General features: G+C 73.5%; 26 protein-coding genes. 13 read left to right on the top strand and 13 right to left on the bottom strand.

What is annotated here, in order from left to right:
* Positions 1 to 32: 32 nt before the first annotated feature.
* The 3 genes from ARTHRO9V_RS02575 to ARTHRO9V_RS02565 are packed head-to-tail and all read left to right on the top strand — an operon-like array spanning position 33 to position 2833.
* On the top strand, positions 33 to 578 hold the full coding sequence (locus tag ARTHRO9V_RS02575) for a hypothetical protein (protein WP_123570719.1): 546 nt from the start codon (positions 33 to 35) through the stop codon (positions 576 to 578).
* Between the two features lie 54 nt (positions 579 to 632).
* Positions 633 to 1439, top strand: a complete 807-nt coding sequence (locus tag ARTHRO9V_RS02570) for an ABC transporter ATP-binding protein (protein WP_159825332.1) — start codon at positions 633 to 635, stop codon at positions 1437 to 1439.
* Positions 1436 to 2833 carry an ABC transporter permease gene (locus ARTHRO9V_RS02565; protein ID WP_123570717.1) on the top strand — a complete coding sequence of 466 codons (1398 nt, stop codon included), beginning with the start codon at positions 1436 to 1438 and terminating at the stop codon, positions 2831 to 2833. Before ARTHRO9V_RS02570 ends, ARTHRO9V_RS02565 begins: the two co-directional genes overlap by 4 nt.
* Before the next feature lie 153 nt (positions 2834 to 2986).
* Here ARTHRO9V_RS02565 and ARTHRO9V_RS02560 read toward each other — a convergent pair whose 3' ends face one another.
* Together ARTHRO9V_RS02560 and ARTHRO9V_RS02555 are read right to left on the bottom strand one after the other, a co-directional pair.
* The gene (locus ARTHRO9V_RS02560; RefSeq protein ID WP_159825330.1) at positions 2987 to 3253 is read right to left on the bottom strand and encodes a hypothetical protein; all 267 of its coding nucleotides are present in this window, start codon (positions 3251 to 3253) and stop codon (positions 2987 to 2989) included.
* 142 nt (positions 3254 to 3395) lie between these two features.
* Positions 3396 to 4205 (bottom strand): formate/nitrite transporter family protein, encoded by an 810-nt coding sequence (locus ARTHRO9V_RS02555; RefSeq protein WP_159825328.1) that lies wholly within the window; start codon positions 4203 to 4205, stop codon positions 3396 to 3398.
* 544 nt (positions 4206 to 4749) lie between these two features.
* Between ARTHRO9V_RS02555 and ARTHRO9V_RS02550 the strand changes: the two genes are divergently transcribed.
* From ARTHRO9V_RS02550 to ARTHRO9V_RS02540, 3 genes are all read left to right on the top strand, one after another.
* Positions 4750 to 5157, top strand: coding sequence for an ATP-dependent DNA ligase (locus tag ARTHRO9V_RS02550; protein WP_192124281.1), 408 nt, complete (start codon positions 4750 to 4752; stop codon positions 5155 to 5157).
* 170 nt (positions 5158 to 5327) lie between these two features.
* The gene (locus ARTHRO9V_RS02545) at positions 5328 to 5600 is read left to right on the top strand and encodes a hypothetical protein (RefSeq protein ID WP_159825326.1); all 273 of its coding nucleotides are present in this window, start codon (positions 5328 to 5330) and stop codon (positions 5598 to 5600) included.
* Positions 5601 to 5651: 51 nt separating this feature from the next.
* The gene (locus tag ARTHRO9V_RS02540; protein ID WP_159825324.1) at positions 5652 to 6065 is read left to right on the top strand and encodes an SRPBCC family protein; all 414 of its coding nucleotides are present in this window, start codon (positions 5652 to 5654) and stop codon (positions 6063 to 6065) included.
* Between the two features lie 57 nt (positions 6066 to 6122).
* Here the strand turns inward: ARTHRO9V_RS02540 and ARTHRO9V_RS02535 are convergent, their stop codons facing one another.
* The 5 genes from ARTHRO9V_RS02535 to ARTHRO9V_RS02515 form a co-directional block, all read right to left on the bottom strand.
* Positions 6123 to 6671, bottom strand: coding sequence for an HAAS signaling domain-containing protein (locus ARTHRO9V_RS02535; RefSeq protein WP_159825322.1), 549 nt, complete (start codon positions 6669 to 6671; stop codon positions 6123 to 6125).
* Positions 6664 to 6999 (bottom strand): PadR family transcriptional regulator, encoded by a 336-nt coding sequence (locus tag ARTHRO9V_RS02530; RefSeq protein ID WP_056047026.1) that lies wholly within the window; start codon positions 6997 to 6999, stop codon positions 6664 to 6666. Before ARTHRO9V_RS02530 ends, ARTHRO9V_RS02535 begins: the two co-directional genes overlap by 8 nt.
* A 52-nt stretch (positions 7000 to 7051) precedes the next feature.
* On the bottom strand, positions 7052 to 7963 hold the full coding sequence (locus tag ARTHRO9V_RS02525) for a MerR family transcriptional regulator (RefSeq protein WP_159825320.1): 912 nt from the start codon (positions 7961 to 7963) through the stop codon (positions 7052 to 7054).
* A 111-nt stretch (positions 7964 to 8074) separates the two neighbouring features.
* On the bottom strand, positions 8075 to 8296 hold the full coding sequence (locus ARTHRO9V_RS02520) for a hypothetical protein (protein WP_056047020.1): 222 nt from the start codon (positions 8294 to 8296) through the stop codon (positions 8075 to 8077).
* Positions 8297 to 8369: 73 nt separating this feature from the next.
* Positions 8370 to 8915 (bottom strand): GNAT family N-acetyltransferase, encoded by a 546-nt coding sequence (locus ARTHRO9V_RS02515; RefSeq protein ID WP_159825318.1) that lies wholly within the window; start codon positions 8913 to 8915, stop codon positions 8370 to 8372.
* A 147-nt stretch (positions 8916 to 9062) separates the two neighbouring features.
* Between ARTHRO9V_RS02515 and ARTHRO9V_RS02510 the strand changes: the two genes are divergently transcribed.
* The gene (locus tag ARTHRO9V_RS02510) at positions 9063 to 10964 is read left to right on the top strand and encodes an ABC transporter ATP-binding protein (protein WP_159825316.1); all 1902 of its coding nucleotides are present in this window, start codon (positions 9063 to 9065) and stop codon (positions 10962 to 10964) included.
* A 2-nt stretch (positions 10965 to 10966) separates the two neighbouring features.
* Here the strand turns inward: ARTHRO9V_RS02510 and ARTHRO9V_RS02505 are convergent, their stop codons facing one another.
* On the bottom strand, positions 10967 to 11770 hold the full coding sequence (locus tag ARTHRO9V_RS02505; protein ID WP_159825314.1) for a hypothetical protein: 804 nt from the start codon (positions 11768 to 11770) through the stop codon (positions 10967 to 10969).
* Between the two features lie 177 nt (positions 11771 to 11947).
* Between ARTHRO9V_RS02505 and ARTHRO9V_RS02500 the strand changes: the two genes are divergently transcribed.
* Complete coding sequence (locus tag ARTHRO9V_RS02500; protein WP_159825312.1) at positions 11948 to 13642, top strand: PHP domain-containing protein; 1695 nt, start codon at positions 11948 to 11950, stop codon at positions 13640 to 13642.
* A 48-nt stretch (positions 13643 to 13690) separates the two neighbouring features.
* Here the strand turns inward: ARTHRO9V_RS02500 and ARTHRO9V_RS02495 are convergent, their stop codons facing one another.
* The gene (locus ARTHRO9V_RS02495; RefSeq protein WP_159825310.1) at positions 13691 to 14491 is read right to left on the bottom strand and encodes a DNA-formamidopyrimidine glycosylase family protein; all 801 of its coding nucleotides are present in this window, start codon (positions 14489 to 14491) and stop codon (positions 13691 to 13693) included.
* Positions 14492 to 14657: 166 nt separating this feature from the next.
* Here ARTHRO9V_RS02495 and ARTHRO9V_RS02490 point away from each other — a divergent pair, with 166 nt between their 5' ends.
* The gene (locus ARTHRO9V_RS02490; RefSeq protein WP_159825308.1) at positions 14658 to 15221 is read left to right on the top strand and encodes a hypothetical protein; all 564 of its coding nucleotides are present in this window, start codon (positions 14658 to 14660) and stop codon (positions 15219 to 15221) included.
* On the opposite strand, the gene ARTHRO9V_RS02485 is transcribed toward ARTHRO9V_RS02490, so the two are convergent.
* Positions 15205 to 15834 (bottom strand): class I SAM-dependent methyltransferase, encoded by a 630-nt coding sequence (locus ARTHRO9V_RS02485; protein ID WP_159825306.1) that lies wholly within the window; start codon positions 15832 to 15834, stop codon positions 15205 to 15207. The two genes, ARTHRO9V_RS02490 and ARTHRO9V_RS02485, sit on opposite strands and share 17 nt — an antisense overlap.
* Before the next feature lie 174 nt (positions 15835 to 16008).
* On the bottom strand, positions 16009 to 16389 hold the full coding sequence (locus ARTHRO9V_RS02480; protein WP_159825304.1) for a hypothetical protein: 381 nt from the start codon (positions 16387 to 16389) through the stop codon (positions 16009 to 16011).
* A gap of 110 nt (positions 16390 to 16499) precedes the next feature.
* On the opposite strand from ARTHRO9V_RS02480, the gene ARTHRO9V_RS02475 reads away from it, so the two are divergent.
* From ARTHRO9V_RS02475 to ARTHRO9V_RS02460, 4 genes are all read left to right on the top strand, one after another.
* Positions 16500 to 18656: a serine hydrolase gene (locus tag ARTHRO9V_RS02475; protein ID WP_159825302.1), complete on the top strand. Its 2157-nt coding sequence runs from the start codon at positions 16500 to 16502 to the stop codon at positions 18654 to 18656.
* Positions 18656 to 20281, top strand: coding sequence for a histidine kinase (locus ARTHRO9V_RS02470; protein ID WP_236556856.1), 1626 nt, complete (start codon positions 18656 to 18658; stop codon positions 20279 to 20281). The genes ARTHRO9V_RS02475 and ARTHRO9V_RS02470 overlap by 1 nt, the downstream gene beginning before the upstream one ends.
* Complete coding sequence (locus ARTHRO9V_RS02465; protein WP_159825300.1) at positions 20278 to 21081, top strand: response regulator transcription factor; 804 nt, start codon at positions 20278 to 20280, stop codon at positions 21079 to 21081. The genes ARTHRO9V_RS02470 and ARTHRO9V_RS02465 overlap by 4 nt, the downstream gene beginning before the upstream one ends.
* 190 nt (positions 21082 to 21271) lie before the next feature.
* Complete coding sequence (locus ARTHRO9V_RS02460) at positions 21272 to 21970, top strand: hypothetical protein (RefSeq protein ID WP_123570982.1); 699 nt, start codon at positions 21272 to 21274, stop codon at positions 21968 to 21970.
* Positions 21971 to 22096: 126 nt separating this feature from the next.
* Here the strand turns inward: ARTHRO9V_RS02460 and ARTHRO9V_RS02455 are convergent, their stop codons facing one another.
* Entirely contained in the window at positions 22097 to 22408 is a 312-nt protein-coding gene (locus ARTHRO9V_RS02455) for a hypothetical protein (protein ID WP_159825298.1), read from the bottom strand.
* Positions 22409 to 22485: 77 nt separating this feature from the next.
* Positions 22486 to 23328 (bottom strand): amino acid ABC transporter permease, encoded by an 843-nt coding sequence (locus tag ARTHRO9V_RS02450; protein WP_056046032.1) that lies wholly within the window; start codon positions 23326 to 23328, stop codon positions 22486 to 22488.

Genomic DNA, 23328 nt, shown 5'->3' with positions numbered 1-23328 from the left:
CGGTACCGGGCCCCGCGGCGAGGATCGTAGACATGAACGACACGACCTCCGCGACCATCGCGACCCGCGCCTCCTCGTCCCCCACCACCCGCCGCCGCGCCGCCCTCGCGGCCGGTCTCGGCGTCGCGGCGCTCGCCGTCGTCACGCTCACGGGGTGCTCGGGGGCCGTCGACGCGGCGAAGAGCGCGCTCGGTGCGGAGCAGGTGCAGCAGCGCCACTTCGACACCGCCGCCGACGCCCCGAGCGCGGCCGACTCGACCGACGTCGCCTGGTTCCTGCCGGCTTGGGTGCCGAGCGACGCCCGCGACGTCGACGTGCGCCTCGACACGCAGGAGCCCGGCTACGAACTCTCGTTCACCTCCGAGACCGGCCCCGACCTCGCCGCCTGCGTCCCCGTCGACGGCGACCTCGGCGGCCCGGCCCTCGACCCCGCGACGCTGCCCGAGCCGTTGCCGACCTCGGGTCTCGTCAGCTGTGGCGACGGCCGCGTCGTCGCCGAGGTCGACGGGCGCTGGGCCAGCTGGACCACCGTCGACGCGGTGCCCGGCGACGACGTCAACTCGACGTTGCGTCACTGACCTCACCACGCTCCGACTTCACCACGCCCCCACGACCCGCACAGGAAGATCACGATGACCCCCACTCCCCAGCCCCAGCCAGCCCCGTCTCCCCGTCCGGCCGACCCGACCCGAGGAGGCGCGGTCCCCGTCGCCCGCGTCCGGAACGTCACGAAGTCCTTCGGCCAGGGCGACGGCCGCGTCGACGCGCTGCGCGACGTCTCGCTCGACCTGCCGGCCGGCCGGTTCACGGCCGTCATGGGCCCGAGCGGCTCGGGCAAGTCGACCCTGATGCACATCACCGCCGGTCTCGACTCGGCCACCTCGGGCCGGGTGCTGCTCGGCGACACCGACATCACCGGCCTCGACGACACCGAGCTGACGCTGCTGCGCCGTCGCCGCATCGGCTTCGTCTTCCAGGCGTTCAACCTCGTGCCCACCCTCGACGTGTCGGCCAACATCGAGTTGCCGTTCCGTCTCGACGGGCGTCGGGCCACGGCCGACGAGCGCGCCTGGATCGACTGGCTCGTCGCCACGCTCGGCCTCGGGGCCCGGCTGACGCACCGACCCCACCAGCTGTCGGGCGGGCAGCAGCAGCGCGTCGCGATCGCCCGGGCCCTGGCGACCCGGCCCGACCTGATCTTCGCCGACGAGCCCACCGGCAACCTCGACTCGAAGGCCGGCCGCGACGTGCTCGACGTGCTGCGCACCGCGTCGACGGACCACGGCCAGAGCATCGCGATGGTCACCCACGACCCGGTCGCGGCGAGCTACGCCGACCGCGTGGTGTTCCTCGCCGACGGCCGCATCGTGCACGAGATCGACCACAGCAGCGCGGCCGAGATCTCGGGCGTCATGCTCGACCTGGAGCGTGTCGCGTGAGCGCCCGCGACCAGCTGCTCGAGCACCGTCCGAGCATCCTCGTGGCCGCTCTCGGCACGACCTTCGGCGTCGGCCTGCTCGGCGTCACCCACGTGCTCGAGCAGATCGTCGCCTCCGACGCCGCGGTCGCCGCGAGCGGCATGGTCTCGACGATGCTCGGCTTCGTCGCCGCGGTCTTCGTCGGCCTCGCGCTCTACGTCGGGGCGATCGTCACGGCCAACACCTTCGCCACCGTGGTCGCCGGCCGGACGCCGACGATCGCCCTGATGCGCCTGCTCGGCTCCTCCGCGCGGGACCAGCGTCGGGCCGTCGCCCGCGAGGGTCTCGTGGTCGGGGTCGCCGGGGCCGTGCTCGGGACGCTCGTGGGTCTCGCCCTCGTCGTCGTCGCCGTGAGGGTGCTCGTCGGTGGGGGACGGTTGCCCGACCTCGCGTACTCGTACTTCTCGGTGGGCGGTCTCGTCCCGGCCGTCGCCGTCGTGCTGACCACGGTCGCCGCGGCCTGGGTCGGCTCGCGTCGCGTGCTGCAGGTGACGCCACTGCAGGCGACCGACGCCGCGCAGGACGCCCCCGTCGCGGGCCGGAGCCGTCGCCTCGTGCGGACGGTCGTCGCCGCGCTCCTCGTCGCCGGCGGTGGTCTGCTGCTCGTCGCCGGGGTCGTGGTCGGGCTGGTCGACGCGATGGGCGTGCTGATCGCGTTCTTCGGTGGCGTGCTGTCGTTCACCGGGGTCGTCGTCGGCGCCCACGCGCTGATGCCTGCCGTGCTGAGCGCCGTCGGCCGGACCTTCGGCACGAGCCAGGTGGCCCGCCTCGCCGCCGAGAACGCGGTGCGTCAGCCCGAGCGCAGCACGCGCGCCACGATCGGCATCGTGATCGGCGTGACCCTGGTCACGACCCTGTCGGTCGCGCTCGAGACGCTGCGCAGCTTCATCTACTCGATCGAACAGGACCCGTCGTACGCCGCCGAGCTCGACCAGGTGTTCACCACGACGCTGCTGATCGTCGCCGCCCTCGTCGGCTTCTCGGCCGTGATCGCCGCCGTCGGCATGATCAACGACATGTCGCTGAGCGTGATGCAACGGAGGCGCGAGCTGGGTCTGCTGCGCGCGATCGGCTCGACCGCGGGTCAGGTGCGCCGCATGATCCTGCTCGAGGCGACGCAGATGGCGCTGACGGCGATCGTCGTCGGGGTCGTGCTCGGCGTCGTCTACGGCTGGGCCGGAGCCCAGGCGCTGCTCGGGTCGGCGAACCAGGGCCTGCTGATCGCGCCGACGCTGCCCGTCCCGTTGCTGCTCGGCCTGGCAGTGACGGCCGCCGTGCTGGCCGGGGTCGCCGCCCTCGTCCCGGCCCGCCGTGCCACGTCGGTCACCCCGGTCGAGGCCCTCGCCGCGCGCTGACCGGTGCGTCGGCGCCCGGTGCGCCGCTCGCCGGCGGCCCGATGAACCCCGTTCACGACGATGAACCCCGAACCATCGGGGTTCATCGTCGCAAACGGGGTTCATCGGCTGACCAGGGGCATCCGCCGGTCCACCGCGGACGAGCGGCCCCGGTCAGGCGTCCGTGGCGGGAGGCGCCGGACGGGGATGCCGGATCGTCGCCACCGTGCCGATGATGCAGATCACCGCCAGGGCGGTCAGTCCGACCAGGAGCAGGGCGCCGACGACGGACGTGCCTCCGTCCTGCACCACCCGGACCAGGGCCTGGACCGCGCCGACGAGCCAGAAGACCGCTCCGATGCCCCAGCCGACGGAGGACCCTCGAAACGTCGGCCGCTGCAGTCGGAGCCGACCTCTCGGCTGTTCCGTGTCCTCGTCCATGCTCGCTCCCTCGACGTCATCGGCACTTTCACCGTACGTCGAGTGCCGAGAGGGATCAAGGAGGTGCGGCGACGGTCGAGTGTGCCGTCACGGTCTGGTGCGACGACCAGGTCTGGCCGGGGGGTAACCGCTCCTGCGCCTCCTACTCGTTCTCGTCCCGCGCCTTCGAGAAGAGCTCCTTCGTGCGGAGCAGCCTCAGGGAGGTGACGAGGACGAGCCCGCCGAGGATGTTGAAGAGCAACGTGTAGCCGAACCACCCCGCCCACTGGGCGTAGCTGACGTCGCTGCCCGCCTGGATGGCCCCGAAGATGAGGAGCGAGTCGAGGATCGAGTGGAACAGCTGCAGACCGGCCAGGAGGAACGCCCCGGCGACGGCAGCCGCGATCTTCGCGGGTTCGGAGGTGGTTCCGTGCTGCATGCGGGTCATCAGCGTGATCGTGCTGCCACCCAGGACGGCCAGGATCACGGTCTGCAGGGAGAACGGAGCGTCCACGAAGTGGTGAGCCGACTCGTCGAGGGTCGTGTGCCATTCGGGGAAGGCCTGGACGACGAGCCACATGAAGATCCACCCGCCGGCGAGGTTGGCGACCAACGTGGCGCCCCAGAGCTTGAGGAGTTGCAGGAACGTGCCCTCCTTCGCCGCGAGTGCGGCGATCGGCAGGAGGAAGTTCTCGGTGAAGAGCTCCGAGTGCGCCAGGAGCAGGGCGAGGAACCCGATGCTGAACGCCAGGCCCGCGAGCAGGTGGCTGCCCGTCTCGGTCAGCACGGCGAGCATCGCCATGATCCCCAGGCCGACCTCGAGTCCTCCGAAGAAGCCCGTGATGAGCGTGGTGCGGAGGGTGCGGTGCAGGCGTTCGGCGCCTTCTTCCACCGTCGCGTCGAACGATTCGTCGAGTTCGTCCTCGAGGGGTTCGTCCGACTCGCCCAGTTCTCGCCGACGTCGTTCGCTCATCGCTCGTTCCTTTCGCGGGAACGAGTCTCGTCCTCGGGATGAACAGTAGAGACGAAGCGGACTCCGTGTGACGCCGCTCCTGGATCACCCGGGGTCAGGAGGCGCGGGCGGCGAGGCTCTCGAGGAGATCCCTCGTGCCCGGCGTCGTGCTCGGGGACGTCGACGCTGCCGCAACGCCCACCGCGCCCGCTGGTATCAAAGCGTTCGCCTTAAGTCCAGATCTGTCGTGCATCCCGGGCGCAGGCGCAGGCTGGGCATGTCTTGAGGGTGGTTCAGGTCCTCAAGGCGTGCGCTGGCACCGGTCGGGTCCGGTGCGAGCTGCCGGCGACAGGGTCCCGTTCGGGTCGGGACCCTGTCGCCTTTCCTCGTCGGCGGTCTAGTGTCAGGTCTCGAGGAGAGCCGAGCGGACGCATCACCGATGTGGTCTCGTCACCACGTGTGGCGTCGCGAAGACGGCCGGCGCAGTGCGCAGTGAGATCCGCACACCACCACAGCCCAGACCCTGCTGTCAGCACCGTCGGGCGTTCTCCGTCTCGGAGCAGCCATGGGATACATCGTCTACGACGGCGACGTCCTCGAGTTCAAGGTCGAGGACCGTCTCCTCGCCCACCTCCAGATCGTCATCGTGAACAAGTTCCGCCAGAACGAGTCGTTCATGTTCTCGTGGAAGGAACCGATCGAGACCGGCGACGGCCGGTCGACCGTCTGGCTCTCGCCCCAGATCAGCCTCCGGTTCAAGTTCGCCGGCAGCCGCACGGTCGAGATCAACCCCACCTGGCTCGCGGCGCTCTACGCCAGTGCGTCGTCGGGCCGGGGCCTCTACCCCGAAGCAGAGCCCGATCACGACCCGGCGACCCACCTGCCCGGCGTGACCGGCACGCACGTCGACTGGGCCACCGACCGTCCCGAGCCGTCGAGGACGAGGGCGGCGAGACCGCCGAGTCGCGCCTAGCCCGCGGGGCGCCACGTCTGGCCTAGCCCGCGGGGCTCCACGTCTGGAGGGTGCGCAGGGACCGGCGCGACGCCGGTCACCAGGCGGTCGGGTCTCCGAGGTCCACGGGGGCAGGCTACGCCTCGATCGGAGCGCTGGCGACCGCCTACCGCGCACGCTATGGTCCGGGCATGACACAACGTGCCGGCCCGGTCTCCCGCCTCGTCCTGGGTGGCGGTCTGGCGGCGTCCGTCGTGGGCGTCGCCGTGCTCGTCGTCGCGTCGGCGAGGCCCGTGTCCTTCGGATGGTTCGCGTACGCCCCCGTGTCGGACACGACCTTCACCGCTGACGGCGTGCACGTGTTCTCGACCGCGACTCTCGTGGGCGCGGTCGTCCTCATCGTCGGCCTGCTCGTCCTGGCGGCATGGCTCGGCTACCGACGAGGTGCGCGCCGCCGGGGCTGACGCGGCGTCGCGAGGGTCGCCCGTCGGGCGGAACGCTGCTAGCTTCCCGGCATGACCTGGCCCGCCGTCCACATCTCACGTGCGTTCGACCACGACGTCGCCGCCGTCTCGAGCGTCGCCGGCGACCCGGAGAACCTGCCCGCGTGGGCGGCCGGTCTGAGCGCCGGCATCCGTCACGACGAGGGGCGGTGGTTCACGGACTCACCCATGGGGGTCGTCGAGGTCGCGTTCACCGGGCCGGTGGAGCTCGGCATCCTCGACCACGACGTGACCCTGCCGGACGGGACGGTCGTGAGCAACCCCTTACGCGTCGTGGCCAACGACCAGGGGAGCGAAGCCGTCTTCACCCTCTTCCGCCGGGACGGGATGTCGGAAGCGGACGTCGAGTCCGATGTCCGTCTCGTGCGTGGTGACCTCGACCGGCTGGCGACGCTGCTCGACGAGCGTCTCCCGCGCTCCCGGTAGCGGACCGGTCGACGGGCGCTCGGCTCAGGGGCGTCCCGCGACGAGCAGGAGCCCGCGTCAGGCGTGCCAGCCCCGGCGCTGTGCGCGGACGGCCAGCACGACGCCGACCACGGGGAACACGAGGTAGGCGACCAGGACGACGAGGTGGGTGCCGCCGAGACCCGCCGAGGCCATCACCGTCGAGGCCGCGAGGGCGAGGAGGACCACGCCCACGGAGGCGAGCCACGAGGCCGCCTTCTCCCGTCGGCTCCAGGCCCTCGCCTGGCTGACGAAGAGGAGGCCGGCGAGTGCACCGACGACCGGCACCAGGAACGAGCCGACGATCAGGACGACGACCGCGACGATCGAGAACGTCCGACCGGGAGGAGGCGCGTCCGGGCTGGTGAGAGGAGCCTCGCCAACGGTCTCGGCGCGCGCCCCGGCAGCGATGAAGGCCGGGTCGCCGAGTTGCCGGATGCGCGCGGCCGCGGCCTCGGCGTCGAGACCCTGGAGCTCCTCCCGGATGCCGGTGACGATGTCCCGGTGGAGGTCTGCCGGGAGTTGGTCGAGCTCGGTGTCGAGCTGCGCGAGGTAGGCGGTGGTGATCTCGGGTGTGGTGTCAGTCACGGGTGTCTTCTCCGATGAGTCGGTGTACCGAGGCGGTGAACGGAGCCCACTGGAGGCGGAAGGCACCGAGCTGGTCGCGCCCGAGGGGTGTGAGCCGGTAGTACTTGCGGACGGGCCCCGTCGCGGACGGCTGGTCGAAGGCGGTCGCCAGGCCTTGGGCCCGGAGGCGACCGAGGATGGGGTAGAGCGTCCCGATGCTCGCGACGAGACCCGCCTCGACGAGCTGCTCGGAGAGCTGCCAGCCGTACATGGGCTCACGGTCGAGCAGTCCGAGGATGCAGTACTCGACGACCCCCTTGCGCAGTTGCGCCCCCACGTCCGCTGTCATGCGTCACAAGCTACCTTGCGGTGCAAGACAGGTCAAGGGCTCGCGGGACCGCTCAGGGCGTGGGCGTCTCGGCCACCGCCAGGTGGAGGGCCAGTTCCATGCAGCGCAGGCGGGCGGGGGAGAAGTCGTAGGGCATGCTCCGGATGACGTCCGCCGCGCTCCTGGCGCGGGAGCCCGCCGCCGTCTCGGGCGCCGGGGCCGCCTCGGCACCCTCGGTGGGGTGTCGATCGTCCCAGGCGTCGAAGATCGCGTCGTCCTCGTCCCGCTGGCCCGACTCCTCGATCAGGCCCAGCAGCCTGATGTCGAAGGCGTGCCGTTCGGCCGCCACCCGTGCCACCCGGGGGTCGTCGACGGCGACCGAGTCGTCGAGCGCCTCCTCGGCGGCGTCGACGCGGTCGGACTCGGCACGCAGCTCGGGGTGCAGGGCCAGCACGAGGAATCGGCTCGCCTGGAGGACGGCACCCAGCGGGCCGAAGATGCGCTCGGTGACCAGCAGCGAGTCGAGGTCGTCCTGCCGCAGCGAGCCCTCGGGCGCGGCCTCGAGCCGGGTGGAGACGATCTCGTCGAGAAGCCCCAGGCGGCTGCCGAGCATCCGCATGCGCCGGACCGACTCCCTCTTCCGGCGTAGCTCGTCCTCCTGCGCGGCGAGGGTGTCCTCCAGTCGGGCGAGGACGCCGGCGACCTCGTCCGTGGTCTCGGTCACGCCGGTGTCCGCGCCCGGCGCGGCCCCGGTGAAGGCGTCACGGATGTCGTCGAGGGCGATCCCGGCATCGGCCATCCGGCGGATCCACAGCAGCCGGATGATCTCCGCGTAGCCGTACCGCCGTCGGCCGTCGGTGCCCCGCTCGCGCTCGGGGAGCAGGCCCATCTGGTGGTAGTGGCGGATTGCCCGGGGAGTCACGCCGACGAACGCCGCGGCGTCGCCGATCAGGACCTGACGGGGCGGAACCGGGATGGCATGCATGGCGGGCCTTTCGACGCGGGACGACACGGGACGTGCTTCGAGCAGACCACATGACGCTGCGGCACCTGCAACCCGGGCGGTCCCGGAACGCCCGCCGACGGAGGCGCGGGGTCAGTCCCCGGCGCGATGGTCGTCGCGACGGAGGCCGACGATGCCGACGACGATCGCCGCGATGCCCACGGGGATGCCCAGGTAGGCCAACGTCCCCGCGCGACCGCCGTCCGGCACCGAGCCGAACGCGCCGGACAGGGCGAGCGCCGAGAACAGGCAGGCGACGACTCCGAACCCGATGAGCGCCCATCCCTCGGTCGATCCGCCGCGCCTCATGAACATGCCCGTCTCCGTTCCGTCGCGGTGGACTCCTCGGCACGAGTCTGCCCGTCGACGTCCCCCCGGGGCCGACGCGTCACCCGGGGAACTCGTCGGCGAGCATCGCGAAGACGAGGGTGTCGGTCCATTCGCCCTTGCTCCAGAAGTCCTGCCGGTGGTGCGCCTCCTGCCGCAGGCCGACCCGGGCCGCGAGTCGGGCGGAGGCCGTGTTGCGGCCGTCCATCTGCGCGGTCACGCGATGGACGTCGTCCCGGGCGAACGCGAGCCGCAGCGCGGCCGCGACCGCCTCACCCGCGAAGCCCTGGCCTCCGTGGTCGGGATCTAGCGTCCATCCGACCTCGAGCGTGCGGGGTTCGGACTCGGTGCGCCACAGCGCCACCGTGCCGATGAGCCGGCCCTCCCGTTCGACGACGAGGGCGAGTGCTCCGACGGGCTCGGCGAGGTCCGTCCGACCCAGGCGCCGATCGAGCTGTGCCCGTCCGGACTCGATCGTCCAGGGCTCCTCCAGGAGGTACCGCGAGACGTCCGGTCGTGAGTGGATCGCGAGGAGTCGCTCCAGATCGTCCTCGCGATGCAGGCGGAGGGTCAGCCGGGGGGTCGACGCCAGGGTGTCCGTGTCCATGACGTCGATCCTCGTGCATCGCCCGGCCTCGGGGAGGATTCCTGCCGACCGTCCCCGGGCAACGTCGGACCGTCCCGGGCACGGCTGCTGCGAGCCCGGGGCGATCCGCCGTCTACATTGGGCCAGGCCCCCACGGAAGGAACCACCATGAGCATGGAAGGCGCGGCCTGGAGCTCGCTCTACAAGATCTCGTCCGCACGGGACGGCGGGCACGGCATCTCGCGCGCGTCCGTCCGGCGGATCATGACGTTCGCGGTGCCCTACCGGTCGAAGCTCGTCGTCTTCATCGCCCTGTCCGTGGTGGGTGCCGTCCTCGCGGTCGCGACGCCCGTGCTGGCCGGCCGGGTGGTCGACGTCATCGTCGCGCGGGGCGAACTCGCGTCCATCGTGCGGCTCGCCGTCCTCATCGCCGTCGTGGCGCTGGCCGACGCCGGCGTCTCGCTCGTGACGCGCTGGTTCTCGGCCCGGATCGGCGAGGGCGTGATCCTCGACCTCCGCACCGCCGTCTTCGACCACGTGCAGAAGATGCCGATCGCGTTCTTCACCCGCACCCGGACGGGCGCCCTCGTGAGCCGCCTCAACAACGACGTGATCGGCGCCCAACAGGCCTTCAGCGGCACCCTGTCGGGCGTCGTCACGAACGTCGTGGCCCTGGTCCTCACGCTGATCGTGATGCTCAGCACGTCCTGGCTCGTGACGGTCCTCGCCGTGGTCATGCTGCCGATCTTCCTGGTCCCCGCGCGGCGCATGGGCAGCCGTCTGGCCGCGCTGCGCCGCGAGGCCGCCGACCACAACTCCGCGATGAGCACGCAGATGACCGAGCGCTTCTCCGCGCCCGGGGCCACCCTCGTCAAGCTGTTCGGCCGTCCCGACGAGGAGGCGGAGGAGTTCCGCGTCCGTGCCGCCCGGGTCCGCGACATCGGGGTCCGCACCGCGCTGCTGCAGTTCGTCTTCGTCACCGCGCTGACGCTCGTATCCGCCCTCGCCCTCGCGCTCGTGTACGGACTGGGCGGCGCCCTCGCGCTCGCCGGCCAGCTCGACACCGGGGAGGTCGTCACCCTGGCCCTCCTCCTCACGCGCCTGTACGTGCCGCTGACCGGCCTCGCGAACGCGCGGGTCGAGATCATGAGCGCGGTGGTGAGCTTCGAGCGCGTCTTCGAGGTCTTGGACCTCGAACCGCTGATCCAGGAGAAGCCCACCGCCGCCTCCGTCCCCGAGGGCCCGGTGAGCGTGGAGTTCGACGACGTCCGCTTCGCGTACCCGTCCGCCGACAAGGTGTCCCTCGCCTCCCTCGAGGAGGTCTCCACCCTCGACACCCGCGGTGGCGAGGAGGTGCTGCACGGCGTGTCCTTCCGGATCGAGCCCGGGCAGACCGTCGCGCTCGTGGGCACGTCGGGTGCCGGGAAGTCCACGATCGCGCAGCTGATGTCGCGTCTGTACGACGTCGACGGCGGCGCCGTGCGCCTCGCGGGGACGGACGTCCGCGACGTGACCTTCGCCTCGATGCGCCACACGCTGGGCATGGTGACCCAGGACGGCCACCTGTTCCACGAGACGATCCTCAGCAACCTGCGCCTCGCGAGGCCGGAAGCGACCGACGACGAGGTGTGGGACGCCGTCCGCCGCGCGCGGCTCGAGCCCCTCGTCCGGTCGCTGCCGGACCAGCTCGACACGATGGTGGGGGAGCGCGGCTACCGGCTCTCGGGAGGCGAGCGTCAGCGGATGACCATCGCGCGCCTCCTGCTGGCGCAGCCCCGCGTCGTCATCCTCGACGAGGCGACCGCGGCTCTCGACTCGACGTCCGAGGCCGCCGTGCAGGCGGCCCTCAGCGAGGCGCTCGAGGGGCGGACCGCCCTCGTCATCGCGCACCGCCTGTCCACCATCCGCAGCGCGGACCAGATCCTCGTGGTCGAGGACGGCTCGATCGTGGAGCGCGGCACCCACGAGGAACTGCTGGCCGCGGCCGGCCGCTACGAAGAACTGCACCGCACGCAGTTCGCCGTGCAGAAGGACGTCGCCGCGGACGAGCAGGCGCCGAGCGCGCCGTAGCCCTACTCCGCGGGCGGCCCGTCGACGGGCGCGGTCCGGCGTCGCCGCAGCCCCAGGGCGGTGCCCGCCGCGAGCAGCCCCGCGGCGAGCGCGCCGACCCCGGCGACCTGACCGCCCGTGAAGGCGAGGGCTCCGTCGGCGGAGGGCCGGGCCGTGGCCGAGGGGCGCGGCGTCGAGCCCGTCCCGGCCCCGGCCCCGTCCGTGGGTGCGGAGGAGGGTGCCGTGCCGGGGTCGGTCGGCAGCGCGGTCGGGTCGTCCGTCGGCGGAGCCGGGTCGACCTCGGCGCCGGGCACCGACCAGGTCCCCGCGGCGAAGGTCACGGGCAGCGTCGCCGCGACGACGACCGTCGACGGGATGCCGGACTCGACGACGAGGCACTCCAGCGAGAGCGTGGCTCCGCCCTCCTCGACGCCGGCGGCGACCACCTCCTCGAACGAGATGGCCATCGGCACCTCGACCGGCTGCCCCGCGGTCACCGCGACGCTCGGGGACGTGACGACGGTCGCGCCTCCCGACGTCACCGAGAGCCGGGCGGCGTCGTCCGCGTCGGCCGGGCAGCCCGCGGCGAGCAGCGCCGAGGCGAACGAGGGATCGGCGCGTGCGTCGCCCGACACGATCGCGGTGCCGGCGGCGTCGCGCAGCCCGAGCGGCGCGGGGTCGGCGGGTGCGGGCGCCGGGGCGGCGACGGCGACACCGGGGCCGGCCAGGCCGGCGACCGCGCCGGCGGCGAGGGCCGCCGCGACGAGCAGGCCCCGTCCGGAGGCGCGCGAGGGGAGACGACGGACGGCGGGAACGGAGGGGAGCATCGGGACCTTCGGTGGGTGCGTGGACTGCGCGGCGGGGAGCGCGCGGCGACGCCAGGACTGTCGCGCACCCGGGGGAACGGTTCGTGAACGTCCGGTGTCGCACGCGTCCCCGATCGTTGGCCTGCGGTTCAGGCCCCCTCCCTACGGTCGGGACGCCCGCCCGACGAAAGTGAAGCCATGTCCCTCGACCCCCGCCCCGAGCAGTCCGCGCCGACCGGATCGGGCCTTTCGCGCCGGACCTTCCTCGGGGCCTCCGTCGCCGCGACGGTCGCCGTGGGGGCGACGGCCCAGGGGTTGCGGGGAGCGGACCCCGCGCAGGCGGCGCCGCTGCCGTCGGCGCCCGCCGTCGTCGATCCGGTCGCCCTCTCGTGGCTGGTCTTCGACCACCACGTGCACTCGGTCTACTCGCACGACGCGAAGTACCCCATGACGACGATCCTCGACCAGGCGCAGAGGTTCGGGGTCGACGCCATCGCCTTCACCGAGCACAGCAACAAGGGCCACGCCAACGTCGGCGGGGTGTTCAACGCCGCCCGCGAGATCGAGACCGCGCGGGCTGCCCGGCCCGACCTGCTCGTGCTGCAGGGGCTCGAGTGGTACATCCCCGGCGCCGAGCACGCCACCGTGCTCGTCGCACCCGGTCCCGCCACGACCCGTGTGCTGCGCCGCTTCGAGCTCGACCACGACGGCAAGCTGAACGGCTGGGAGAAGCCGCGCCCCGGCACCGACGACGCCGCCGAATGGCTCGTGCACGCCACCGACGCGATCGCCTGGCTCGGCGCCCAGAAGAGCGCGGGCGTCGTCGACGACGTGATCGTCCTGGCGAACCACCCGAGCCGCCTCGGCATCGACTCGCCCGGTGAGCTGCGGGCCTGGCAGGACGCCGACCCCGAGGTGTTCGTCGGCATGGAGGGCGCCCCCGGTGCCCAGGCGGGTGCCGTCGCCGCGAACGCGTCGGCGCGCTCGCGGCGGGGCGAGTACGAGAACGCCCCCAGCGAGTTCTCGTTCGCCGGCTACCCCGCCGAGGCCTACCTGACCCACGGCGGCTTCGACTGGACGACGGCCGTCGTCGGCGGCGTGTGGGACTCGCTGCTCGGCGAGGGCCGGCGCTGGTGGATCACCTCGAACAGCGACCTCCACCTCAAGGAGTCCGACGCCACGCGCGTCGGCGACTTCCCGACCGGGCCAGGCTGGGAGGCCGGCGCGACGCTCGGCAACTTCGACCGTGCCGGCCGCCGCCCCGACCCGGTCGCGACGGCCACGCCCCAGAACGGTGCCGACTTCTGGCCGGGCGAGTTCAGCCGGAACCACGTCGGCGCCGTCGACCGGTCGTCCGCCGCGCTGCTCGACGCGATCCGCGCCGGTCGGCTCTGGGTCGACCACGGGCACCTGGTCGCCGGGCTCTCCGTCGTGCTCCGGGCCACCGGCGGGCAGGAGGCGCAGGCCACCCTGGGCGGGACCCTCACCGTCCCGCGCGGCACCGCCCTCGAGCTCGTGGTCGACGTGGTGCCCACGACGACGCCCACCTCACGGGGCACGATCCCGCGGCTCGCCCACCTGGACGTGATCCGTGGCCGCGTCACCGGACCCGCGGCCGACCGCGACGAGCAGCGCGCGCCCGCCACCCGGGTCGTCGAGCTGCTCGACGTCGCCGACCGGTCCGCCGCTCCGTTCCGCGTCGTCGTGCCGCTCGAGCCCGCCACCGAGGACGGCTACGTGCGCCTGCGCGGCAGTGACGGCCGGGTGCACGGCGTCGGCCCGCTCGGAGCCGACGTCGACCCGCGGGCACCCCAGCCGTTCCCGATGAGCCCGGCCGACCCGTGGGCCGACACCTGGCTCTACGCGAACCCGATCTTCGTCAGCGTGCGCTGAGCCGACCGCGGCCCACTCCTGGGGGAACGTCGTCGCGACCGTCCCGCGTCACGCCGCGGGCTGGCACCGCGGGCACCACCAGGCCCGTCGCGTGCGCCCGTCCGGCGTCGGAGGGTCGTCGCGCGCCTCGACGCGGGTGCCGCAGCGCAGGCACGGGCGTCCGGCCCGGCCGACGACCCAGTGCGTCTCGCCCCGGCGCGTCCGGCCCGTCGTGACCTGGTAGGCGCCGGGCGTCGAGACCGAGAAGCGCAGGGCGCGCGCGGCCACGTCGACGAGCTTCACCAGGTCGACCTCGCCGATCGGGGAGGCCGGGTGCACGCCACGCAGGTAACCCACCTCGTTGACCCAGAGGTTGCCGAGGCCGGCCATCGGACGTTGGTCGAGCAGCGCGGCACGGACCGTGACGTCGGGGAGTGCGGCCAGGCGACGTCGCGCCTCCTCGGGGTCCCAGTCGGGGCGCAGCGGGTCGGGGCCCAGGTGGCCGACCAGCGCGTGCTCGTCCCGGGTCGGCACCAGGTCGACGACCGGCAGGTCGACGCCCCAGAGGGTGTGGCCGTCGTCGAGCCGGGCACGCACCCGCACCTGCCGCTGCAGCCGGGACGGCAGCACGCGGCCGGGGCGCGTGAGCGTCCACGACCCCTGCATGCGCAGGTGCGTGTGCAGGGTGGTGGCGTCGTCGAAGCGGGTCAGCAGGTGCTTGCCGTGGGTGTCGACCTCGACGACGCGCCGACCGGCGAGCGACTCGCCCGCCCGGCCGCCCGACCGGAGCTCGCCGTCGACGACGACCCGCCCGACGAGCGAGGGACGGAGCCGCGCGGCCAGCAGGTGGACGCTGTCACCCTCCGGCATGCCGCGATGCTACCCGGCGTGCCCCGCGCCGGTCACGCGGGAGTCGCACCGCCGACGCGTCGTCGAACCACCGTGTCCCGTGGTTCGACGACCCGACGGTGGTGCGACCCCGACCCGGGGACACGCTGGCATCACCACGATCGGTCGTCTGCCTTAGCCTCGGCCCATGAGCTCACCCACCTCGTCCGGGCCGTCGACAGGAACGTCGTGTCCCGTCGCGGTGCTCCTCCCGGGTACCGGGTACGGGGTCAAGGCGCCGCTGCTCTACTGGCCTGCGTTGATGCTGCGGCAGCTCGGTTGGCGAGTCGAGGCCGTCGAGTGGGATGCCCGAGATCTGACGGCCGACGACTCGCGGCCCGTCGTCGAGGAGCGGCTGCAGGATGCCGCGGAGGCCGTCGACGGTCGCGTCGACCTCGTCCTCGCGAAGTCGTTCGGCACCCTCGCGTTGCCGTGGGCCGTCGAGCACGGCGTCGCAGGGGTGTGGTTGACGCCGGTCCTCACCGAGCCCGTGGTCCTCGATGCGTTGACCCGCGCCTCCTCATCACACCTCGCCGTGGGCGGAGGGGCCGACTCGATGTGGCAGCCGGCGCGGGGGCTCGAGACGCATGCGGGCCTCGTCACGGTCGACGGCGCCGACCACGGCCTGCTCGTCGACGATTGGGCGACTTCGTTCGACGCGCATCGCGCCGTCCTCACGGCCATCGAGACCCACATCAAGGGGCTGGGCTGACGGTCTCACCCTGAGCGACACGGGCGATGATCGCGCCGTGGGGCCTCGGCCCGGACGGTGGTCCCGTGCGGGTGTGGGTCTCGAGCACGTCGAACCCGGAGGCGCGCAGCTCGTCCGCGAGGAGGTCGGGCGCCCAGCGCCACGCGGTCGTGATCGCGTGGTCGAAGGGTTCGACGGTCGACCCGGTGAAGAACCCGACGAGCAACTCACCGCCCGGCCGGAGCACCCGGGCGAACTCGCGGAGGGGGCGCCGGATGCTGCCCGGGTCGTGGTGGACCAGCGAGTACCAGGCGAGGACTCCTGCGAACTCGCCCGGCTCGTACGGCAGGGCGTCGACGTCGCCCAGGCCGAACGAGACGTCCGGGTGGGTGCGGCGCGCGTGCTCGACGAAGGCCGGGACCCGGTCGAGACCACGCACGTGGACGCCCCGCGCGGCGAGGTGCCCCGACCAGTGCCCCGGCCCGCAGCCCGCGTCGAGCACGGGGCCCTCGACCGTCGTCGCCCAGGACGTGACCAGGTGCTCGTCGGCGGGGTGCACCGACGACATCGAGCCGAGGTGGTCGACGTACTCGCGGGCGCGCGCGGCGTAGCGTTCCCCGACGTCGGATGTCATGCCCCGCAGCCTAGGAGTCGGGGCTCGGGGCTCGCGGCTCGGGGCCGGGGCCGCCGCACCCCCTGAGCGCGAGGTCCGACTACACGCGAAGAACCCGGTTTCGAACGATCCACCCCGTTTCTTCTGGGTGCATCGTTCGAAACCGGGTTCTTCGCGTGTAGTCGGACCTCGCGCTCAGGGGGTGCGGCGGCGGCGACCGGCGGAAGGCTCGGGAGGCGCGGCGGGCGGCCACGGGTCGGGCTCGGCCGTGCTGCGGGCGATGAGCGCGCGGACGTCGGCGTCGTGCTGCAGCGTCCACGCCACGGCCGAGTTCAGCGACGACGCCGTGTGCAACCAGGGCCGACGCCCGCCCTCGTCGCGGCAGTGGGCGTAGACGTCGAACGCGAAGCCGCCCGTGACCGGCCGCTGGCGCACATAGCCGAGCGGAGCCGCCTCGCCCTGCCGGATCAGCCACAGCCCCTGCCCGCCCGGGATCGGCGGGATCGCGCACGGGTGCTCGGCCGGTGGCTTGCGCAGTGCCGCCCGCGCGTTCTCGAACTTCGTCTGCACGCCCATGTCGGCGACCGTAGGCGCGACCACCGACGCCCGCCGTACGACGAAAGTCGTACGGCAGGTCCCGACTCCTGCACCCGGTGCCGCGGCGGCGCAGCCGCGAGCGTAGAGGCATGATCACGACACCGACCCGAGAAGCCCCTCCGTCCCGCCGGCGCCACCCGCGCCTCCTCGTCCGCACGACCCGCACGACCCGTCTCGCCGCCGCCGCGGCCGTCGTCGCCCTGGGCGTCACGCTCGCCGGGTGCGCGTCCGGGGCGACGGGCGCGACCGCCGACCCCGCGCCTCCTGCACCGCCTCAGCACCAGCCCGGCGGTCACTCGCTCACCAAGGACGACGTCGACACGTGGCTCGACGGCGCCGTCGGATCGGCCTTGCAGACGACCGGCATCCCGGGGGCGACCGTCTCGGTCGTCGCCGACGGGAAGGTGCTGACCGCCCGCGGCTACGGCATGGCCGACACCGGCACCGGCGAGACGCCCGGCGAGGCGGTCGACCCCGAGCGCACGCTGTTCCGCGTCGGCTCGGTGTCGAAGGTGGTCTCGGCCACCGCGATCATGCAGCTCGTCGAGAAGGGCGACCTCGACCTCGACGCCGACGTGCAGCAGTACCTCGACTTCGACCTCGACACCCCGAAGGGCGCCGTCACCCTGCGGCACCTGCTCACCCACACGGCCGGCTTCGAGGAGGTCATCGCGGGGCTGATCGGCACGCCCGGCAGCGAGAAGACGCTGCGCGAGGCCGTCTCGGAGGCGCCTCCCGCCCAGGTGTTCACGCCCGGCACCACCCCGGCCTACTCCAACTACGGAGCCACCCTGGCCGGGTACGTCGCCGAGCGCGTCAGCGGCGTCCCGTTCGCCGACCTGCTGCAGCGGGACGTCTTCGACCGTACGGGCATGACCTCGTCGTCGTTCGCCCAGCCGCTTCCCGCCGACCTCGACGCCCGCCTGGCGCACGGCTACCCGGACGACTCGAAGCCCGCCGTCGCCACCGAGGTCGTCAACGCGGCCCCGGCCGGTGCGATGTCGGCCACCGCGACCGACATGGCCCGCTTCATGCTCGCCCAGCTGGGCGACCTGCCGGACGACCAGGCGCTGCTGCAGCCCGACACGCTCGCCGAGATGCACCGTCCCGCCCTGGACGCCGACGACCTCGGCACGCTCGTGGCCGGCCAGCGCATGGACCTCGCGTTCTTCGACGACAGCACGCCCGGCCTGGCCGCCTTCGGTCACGACGGCGACACGCAGGTCTTCCACTCGGCGATGCGGATGTTCCCCGAGCACGACACCGGCATCTTCCTCAGCATGAACGGCAGCGGACGATCGGCCACGGCCTCCCTCGACCTGCGCACCACGGTGCTGCAGGGGTTCGCCGACCGGTACCTGCGTGACGCGGCGACCGCGGACTCGACCGACCCGGCCGACGCGGCAGACGCGGCCGACGCGGCCAGCCGAGGAGGCGCGGGCACGGTCGACGGCGACGCCTCCGACGGCCCCGTGGCCGCCGACCTGGCCGGCACGTACCTCTCGTCGCGCTCCCCCGTCACCAACCCCGGCGCCCTGCTCGCCCTGAGCGGTCAGACCACGATCGTCCCCCGCTCCGACGGCACGGTCGCCGTCACGCCGAAACCCCTCGGCATGACCACCGGCGTCTACGAGAAGGTCGGGACCGACCTGTGGCGCGAGGTCGGCGGGGACGCCCTGCTCGCGACGCGGACCACCGACACCGAGGGGGACGCGTCCGTCGAGGCGATCTCGTGGGGCGCCTCCTTCACCATGCTGCGGGCGCAGCCCTGGCAGGCGGCGTCGGCCGTGCTGCCGAGCGTGGTCCTGGCCGTCGTGGTGCTGCTCGCCTCGATGATCGTCTGGCCGGCCACCGCCCTCGCCGGTGTGGGACGCCGACGTCGGGACCTCCGGGCCGGCCTGTCGACCGGGTCGGCGACCACCACTCCGCGTCGCCGCGACCGCACCCTGTTGCTGTCGCGTCTGGGACAGGCGTCGACGCTGCTGGCCCTCGTCGGCTGGGCGGTCGTCGCGGTGCAGGCCATGTCGTTCGCCGAGGTGTCGGCCGTCACCCTGCGGGTCCTCCAGGGGCTGCAGCTGCTCGGCGTCGTCGCGATCGTGCCGGCCGCCCTGGTCGCCTGGCGGGCCGTGCGCGACCGTCGCGGCTGGGCCGTGGTGACCGGACGCGTGCTCGTCCTCGCGTCGCTCGTCGTGCTCGCCGGCTTCGCCTTCGGCTTCCGCCTCATCGCCCCGAGCGTGAGCTTCTGATGACCCGCCCCCAGCGCGACACCCTGGCCGACGGTGCACAGCCGTCGTCGGCCCGGGGCCGGGAGGCCCGCGGCACCTGGCATGCTCGGACGGTGACCACGACCCCCGACACCTCGCCCGCTCCGGGCGGTCCGCGCGGCCAGGCCGGTTCGGCCGGGCAGGCCGGGCAGGCCGGGCAGGCCGGGCAGGCCGGGCAGGCCGGGCAGGCCGGTTCGGCCGGTTCGGCCGGGCCCGGGATGGCGACGGTGCGCCGCGTCCTCGACCGGCTGGGCGTGCACACGGTGCTCGGCCGCGACGTCGCCCTCGCCGGCGTCTGGGCGCTCGTCACGGTCGCCTTCCTGGCCACGCTGCTGGCCGCGGGCGAGTTCTACGGGGCGAACCGCAGCATCCCGTCCGCCCAGATCGTCGCCGTGATCGTGCTGGCGCTCGTCCAGCACGTGCCCCTGGCACTCCGGCGCGTCCGACCCGTCACGGCCCTGCTCGCGGTCGCCGTCCTGCAGGCCGCCCTGCTCACCGTGCTGCCGACCGGCCTCGCCCTGTGGACGGCCGCCCCCGTCGTCACGGCCTACACGGTCGCCACCCTGCGGCCGACCCGGGACGTCGTCGGGGCGGTGCTCGCCGCCGTCGGCATCGAGGCCGTCGGCGCCGCCGTCGGGGCGTCGGCGTTCGTCAAGGACCAGCTGGGTGCCCCCGCCGGGCTCGGCGAGGTCGGCGTCGTCGTCGAGGCACTCGCCCTCGTGGCCAGCGCCGTGCTGATCAACGGCGTGAGCGCCGCCGTCGGCTCGTGGGTGGCCCTGCGCCGGGCCCACGACCGCGACGCCCGGGCCCGCGCGGCCGAGAGCGTCGAGCACCAGGCGACGCTCACCCGGGCCGCGGTCGCCGCCGAGCGCACCCGCATGGCCCGTGAGCTGCACGACGTCGCCGCGCACCACCTCACCGGGCTCGTCGTGCAGGCCGGTGCCGCCGAACGCCTCGTCGACGGCGACCCCGAGCGCGCCAAGGAGTCCCTGCGCAGCGTCCGCGCCCAGGGCCGCGAGACCCTCGACGCGCTGCGGTCGATCGTGGGCATCCTCCGCGAGACGGGCGACGGACCGAGCGGCACCGTGCCGGTCCCCGGTCTCGGCGACGTGGCCGACCTCGTCGACCAGGCCCGCGCCTCCGGGGCCGTCGTCGCGTCGCACGTCGACGGGACGCTGCCGTCGCTGGCCCCGCTCGCCGACGTCACGGCCTACCGCACCGTGCAAGAGGCGCTCGTCAACGCCCGTCGGCACGCGCCGGGGGCGACGGTCGAGCTGCACCTGACCGCGACGGCCGGGTCCCTCGTGATCGTCGTCGAGAACGACCTGCCCGTGGCTCGCGACACGTCGGGGGGCGGCGGCTTCGGGCTGGTCGGCATGCGTGAACGGGCCGACCTGATCGGTGGGCGACTCGACACCGGAGCGACCGCCGAGGGGCAGTGGCGGGTGCGACTCGAGCTGCCGGTCGAGGCCTCGGCGGAGGCCCCGGCGGGCGGGCCGTCGGCGACCGCTGCGGCGTCCGGGGCCGACGGCGGGGCCGCCTCGGGGCCCACCTCGGGGCTCCGGCCGGGGCCGGACACGGGGATCACCGGCGGGGGTGCCGAGTGATCCGGGTCGTGCTGGTCGACGACCAGGCGATCGTGCGTACCGGGTTCCGGGTCGTGCTCGAGACGGCGGGCGGCATCGAGGTCGTCGGCGAAGCCTCCGGGGGGCGTGAGGCGGTCGACGTCGTGCGACGCACCCGACCCGACGTCGTCGTGATGGACGTGCGCATGCCCGGCGGCGACGGCATCGAGGCGACGCGGGCGATCGTCGACGCCCGGGTCGGGCCCGGTGCCGCCGGAACGGCCGCTGCCGGCGGCCTCGGCTCGTCAGCGCCCCTCGGCGGCGGTCCGGCTCTCGGCGGCGGTCCGGCTCCCGGCGGCGATGCGACCCTCGGCGGCGATGCCGTCGACAGGCAGGAGGCGCGGGTCGGGTCGGCGAGCACCCCCGCGGTCCTCGTCGCCACGACCTTCGACCTCGACGAGTACGTGTTCGGTGCCCTCGAGGCGGGCGCGAGCGGGTTCGTGCTCAAGGACGTCGAGCCCGACGAGTTCGTCGGTGCCGTCCGCGCCCTGGCCTCGGGCCGCGCGGCGATCGACGGCGCCACCACGAGGCGGGTGATCGCCGAGTTCACGCGGCGCCGGCGGACGTCGGCGGTCGAACCGTCGCCCGACGTCCTGACGGAGCGCGAGCGCGAGCTCGTCCGTCTGCTCGGCGAGGGGCTCTCGAACGACGAGATCGGCGAGCGCCTGGTGGTCGAGACGAGCACGGTCAAGTCACACCTCACCCGCATCACGACCAAGCTCGGCACCCGAGACCGCCTGCAGACCGTCGTCTGGGCCTACCGCTCGGGCCTGCTGCCCTGAGCCCGGGGCCGAGGCCGATCGGCCTCCCGTCATCGGCCCGGGTCGCACCACGAACCGGACGTCGCACCGCCGATCTCGACGGTGCGACGTCCGGTCCGCGGTGCGACGCGCGGGCCCGAGCAGCATCACGACCCGCTGGTAGCCTCGGGGCGTCGCGGGACCACGGGGGTGCCCGGACGGAGGGGACGACATGTCGATCAGGACCACGCTGCCCGTCGGGGCCGCCACTCTCGTGTTGCTGTTGACCGGGTGCTCAGGGGGTGCCGGCGACGAGCCGACCACGACGCCGAGCGCCACCACCACGGCGAGTCCGTCGGCCACGGCGACTGCCGACGCCTCGTCGGCCGCCCTCTCGGACGCCGAACTGGCGTCCGTCTTCACGGGCATCCAGTTCGTGCCCGACGAGTTCGACACGACCGACCAGCTGCTCGACTCGGTCTACCCGGGGCTGACCGCGAGCGACCCGAGCTGCCTCGCCCCGTTCGGCGTCGGCTGGGACGACGCCGCCCCCGACGGCGCGCTCGAGTTCGGCACGAGCAACGACCGCTCGATGACCACCGTCGTCGCGAGCACGGGTGACGACGACGCGGCTTCGGCCCTGGTCGCCGAGGCGTCCGACGCCCTGACCCGCTGCGCGGACGGAACCGCCCTCTTCACGATGCAGGGCCAGCCCGTGCAGACCACGGTCGAGACCACCGAGCCGACCCTCACGGGCACCGACGAGTCGCTCGGCTGGCGCGTCACGGGCACCGTCGGCGGCGGCAGCTTCACCCTGGTCGGCCTGACCGCCCGCGTCGGCGGGGACGCCGTCGCGGTCGTCGGCTGGGACCCGTCGTCGAACGCCACGAACGTGCCGCTCGCGACCCAGATGTTCGTCGACGCCCTCTAGTCGGGCCTGCCCGGAGCCGTCACCGCACCGACGTCGGCCGTGCTGACGAGGCACCGCCGAGTGGACAGGACGCCGCGGCGTTCGGCGGTGTCCTGTCCACTCGGCGGTGTCGCAGGGGCGGGGCGGTCAGGCGACGGGCTCGACGAGCGTGACGTGCTGCGTCGCCACCCGCACGGGCTGGCCGGCGAACGCCGCGGCCCGCGCCTCGGACTGCAGGTAGGCGCTCTCGACCTCGGCGAACCGTGCGGCGTCGCCGGGCGTGCTGACGGCCCAGACGAACTGGTTGGCGTCACGGTCGGCGTAGGCGAACTCGATCGCGAAGCCCTCGGACAGCCGAGCCGGGATCAGCGTCGAGGTGAACCACGCGACGAAGTCGTCGAGCACCCCCTCGACGAGCTCGTAGCGGCGCAACTGGACGGTCTTCGACGAGTCGGTCATGCCGCCACCCTACTGACGCCGCACGGTTCGCCGAGGTCGAGAGCGCCCTCCTGGGGTGGGGTCGGGGGTGGAGATGCTCAAACGACGCTGCCCGCCTGTTCGCGACGACGGAGGCGCGCCGACAGCCAGTCCGTCAGCCAGATGGTCGGCAGGGCCAGCAGCACGAACAACAGCCCGGCGAGCACGTAGGGCGTGAAGTTGGCCGCGGTCGCGGTCTCGATCTGGGCGGCGCGGACGGCGTCGACCGCTCCGAGCACGGAGATGAGACCGACGTCTTTCTGCATCGAGACGAAGTCGTTCATGAGGGCGGGCGTGACCTTGCGCAGTGCCTGCGGGAACACGACGAGGCGAAGGGTCTTGGCGTGGCTGAGGCCGAGCGACCGGGCCGCGAGGCGCTGCGACGGGTGGACGGCGTCGATGCCGGCGCGGATGACCTCGGACACGTAGGCCGAGTAGGTGAGGACCAGCGCGATCGTGCCCCAGAACTCGGCGGGCAGACGCGGGATGCCGAGCCCGAGGCCCGGCACGCCGAAACCGACGAGGTAGAGCACGATGATCAGCGGCATGCCGCGGAACAGGTCGGTGTAGCCCCGCACCAGCGCCCGGACGGGGAAGAAGACCGGACCCCGCAGGGTGCGCAGTGCCGACAGGACGGTGCTGACGACGGCCACGCCGACGGCGGCGACCAGCAGGACCCGCACGTTCAGCCAGAGGCCCTCGATCACGCGGGGCCAGGCCGACGCGAAGGTGGCCCCGTCGAGGAAGCTGAACTGCACGCGGGACCAGCCGGGCGTGCTGGTGACCGCCCACCACGCGAGGGCGGCGAAGGCGACCGTGCTGACGGCGGCGATCACCACGGAGCGGGTCGACTGTCGTCGACGGAACGCGCGCCGGTCGAGTTCGAGGTCGCTGACGGCCAC

This window comes from Frigoribacterium sp. 9N (assembly GCF_902506305.1).
Lineage (GTDB): Bacteria > Actinomycetota > Actinomycetes > Actinomycetales > Microbacteriaceae > Frigoribacterium.
Note: the sequence above shows the minus strand (reverse complement) of the source record. Positions and strands in the feature narration are given on the sequence as shown.

Excerpts from the sequence above, each read along its gene's own strand:
- ARTHRO9V_RS02575 (WP_123570719.1), top strand. The coding sequence starts at position 33 with ATGAACGACACGACCTCCGCGACCATCGCGACCCGCGCCTCCTCGTCC.
- ARTHRO9V_RS02570 (WP_159825332.1), top strand. The coding sequence starts at position 633 with ATGACCCCCACTCCCCAGCCCCAGCCAGCCCCGTCTCCCCGTCCGGCC.
- ARTHRO9V_RS02560 (WP_159825330.1), bottom strand. The coding sequence starts at position 3,253 with ATGGACGAGGACACGGAACAGCCGAGAGGTCGGCTCCGACTGCAGCGG.
- ARTHRO9V_RS02555 (WP_159825328.1), bottom strand. The coding sequence starts at position 4,205 with ATGAGCGAACGACGTCGGCGAGAACTGGGCGAGTCGGACGAACCCCTC.
- ARTHRO9V_RS02550 (WP_192124281.1), top strand. The coding sequence starts at position 4,750 with ATGGGATACATCGTCTACGACGGCGACGTCCTCGAGTTCAAGGTCGAG.
- ARTHRO9V_RS02545 (WP_159825326.1), top strand. The coding sequence starts at position 5,328 with ATGACACAACGTGCCGGCCCGGTCTCCCGCCTCGTCCTGGGTGGCGGT.
- ARTHRO9V_RS02540 (WP_159825324.1), top strand. The coding sequence starts at position 5,652 with ATGACCTGGCCCGCCGTCCACATCTCACGTGCGTTCGACCACGACGTC.
- ARTHRO9V_RS02530 (WP_056047026.1), bottom strand. The coding sequence starts at position 6,999 with ATGACAGCGGACGTGGGGGCGCAACTGCGCAAGGGGGTCGTCGAGTAC.
- ARTHRO9V_RS02525 (WP_159825320.1), bottom strand. The coding sequence starts at position 7,963 with ATGCATGCCATCCCGGTTCCGCCCCGTCAGGTCCTGATCGGCGACGCC.
- ARTHRO9V_RS02520 (WP_056047020.1), bottom strand. The coding sequence starts at position 8,296 with ATGTTCATGAGGCGCGGCGGATCGACCGAGGGATGGGCGCTCATCGGG.
- ARTHRO9V_RS02515 (WP_159825318.1), bottom strand. The coding sequence starts at position 8,915 with ATGGACACGGACACCCTGGCGTCGACCCCCCGGCTGACCCTCCGCCTG.
- ARTHRO9V_RS02510 (WP_159825316.1), top strand. The coding sequence starts at position 9,063 with ATGAGCATGGAAGGCGCGGCCTGGAGCTCGCTCTACAAGATCTCGTCC.
- ARTHRO9V_RS02505 (WP_159825314.1), bottom strand. The coding sequence starts at position 11,770 with ATGCTCCCCTCCGTTCCCGCCGTCCGTCGTCTCCCCTCGCGCGCCTCC.
- ARTHRO9V_RS02500 (WP_159825312.1), top strand. The coding sequence starts at position 11,948 with ATGTCCCTCGACCCCCGCCCCGAGCAGTCCGCGCCGACCGGATCGGGC.
- ARTHRO9V_RS02495 (WP_159825310.1), bottom strand. The coding sequence starts at position 14,491 with ATGCCGGAGGGTGACAGCGTCCACCTGCTGGCCGCGCGGCTCCGTCCC.
- ARTHRO9V_RS02490 (WP_159825308.1), top strand. The coding sequence starts at position 14,658 with ATGAGCTCACCCACCTCGTCCGGGCCGTCGACAGGAACGTCGTGTCCC.
- ARTHRO9V_RS02485 (WP_159825306.1), bottom strand. The coding sequence starts at position 15,834 with ATGACATCCGACGTCGGGGAACGCTACGCCGCGCGCGCCCGCGAGTAC.
- ARTHRO9V_RS02480 (WP_159825304.1), bottom strand. The coding sequence starts at position 16,389 with ATGGGCGTGCAGACGAAGTTCGAGAACGCGCGGGCGGCACTGCGCAAG.
- ARTHRO9V_RS02475 (WP_159825302.1), top strand. The coding sequence starts at position 16,500 with ATGATCACGACACCGACCCGAGAAGCCCCTCCGTCCCGCCGGCGCCAC.
- ARTHRO9V_RS02470 (WP_236556856.1), top strand. The coding sequence starts at position 18,656 with ATGACCCGCCCCCAGCGCGACACCCTGGCCGACGGTGCACAGCCGTCG.
- ARTHRO9V_RS02460 (WP_123570982.1), top strand. The coding sequence starts at position 21,272 with ATGTCGATCAGGACCACGCTGCCCGTCGGGGCCGCCACTCTCGTGTTG.
- ARTHRO9V_RS02455 (WP_159825298.1), bottom strand. The coding sequence starts at position 22,408 with ATGACCGACTCGTCGAAGACCGTCCAGTTGCGCCGCTACGAGCTCGTC.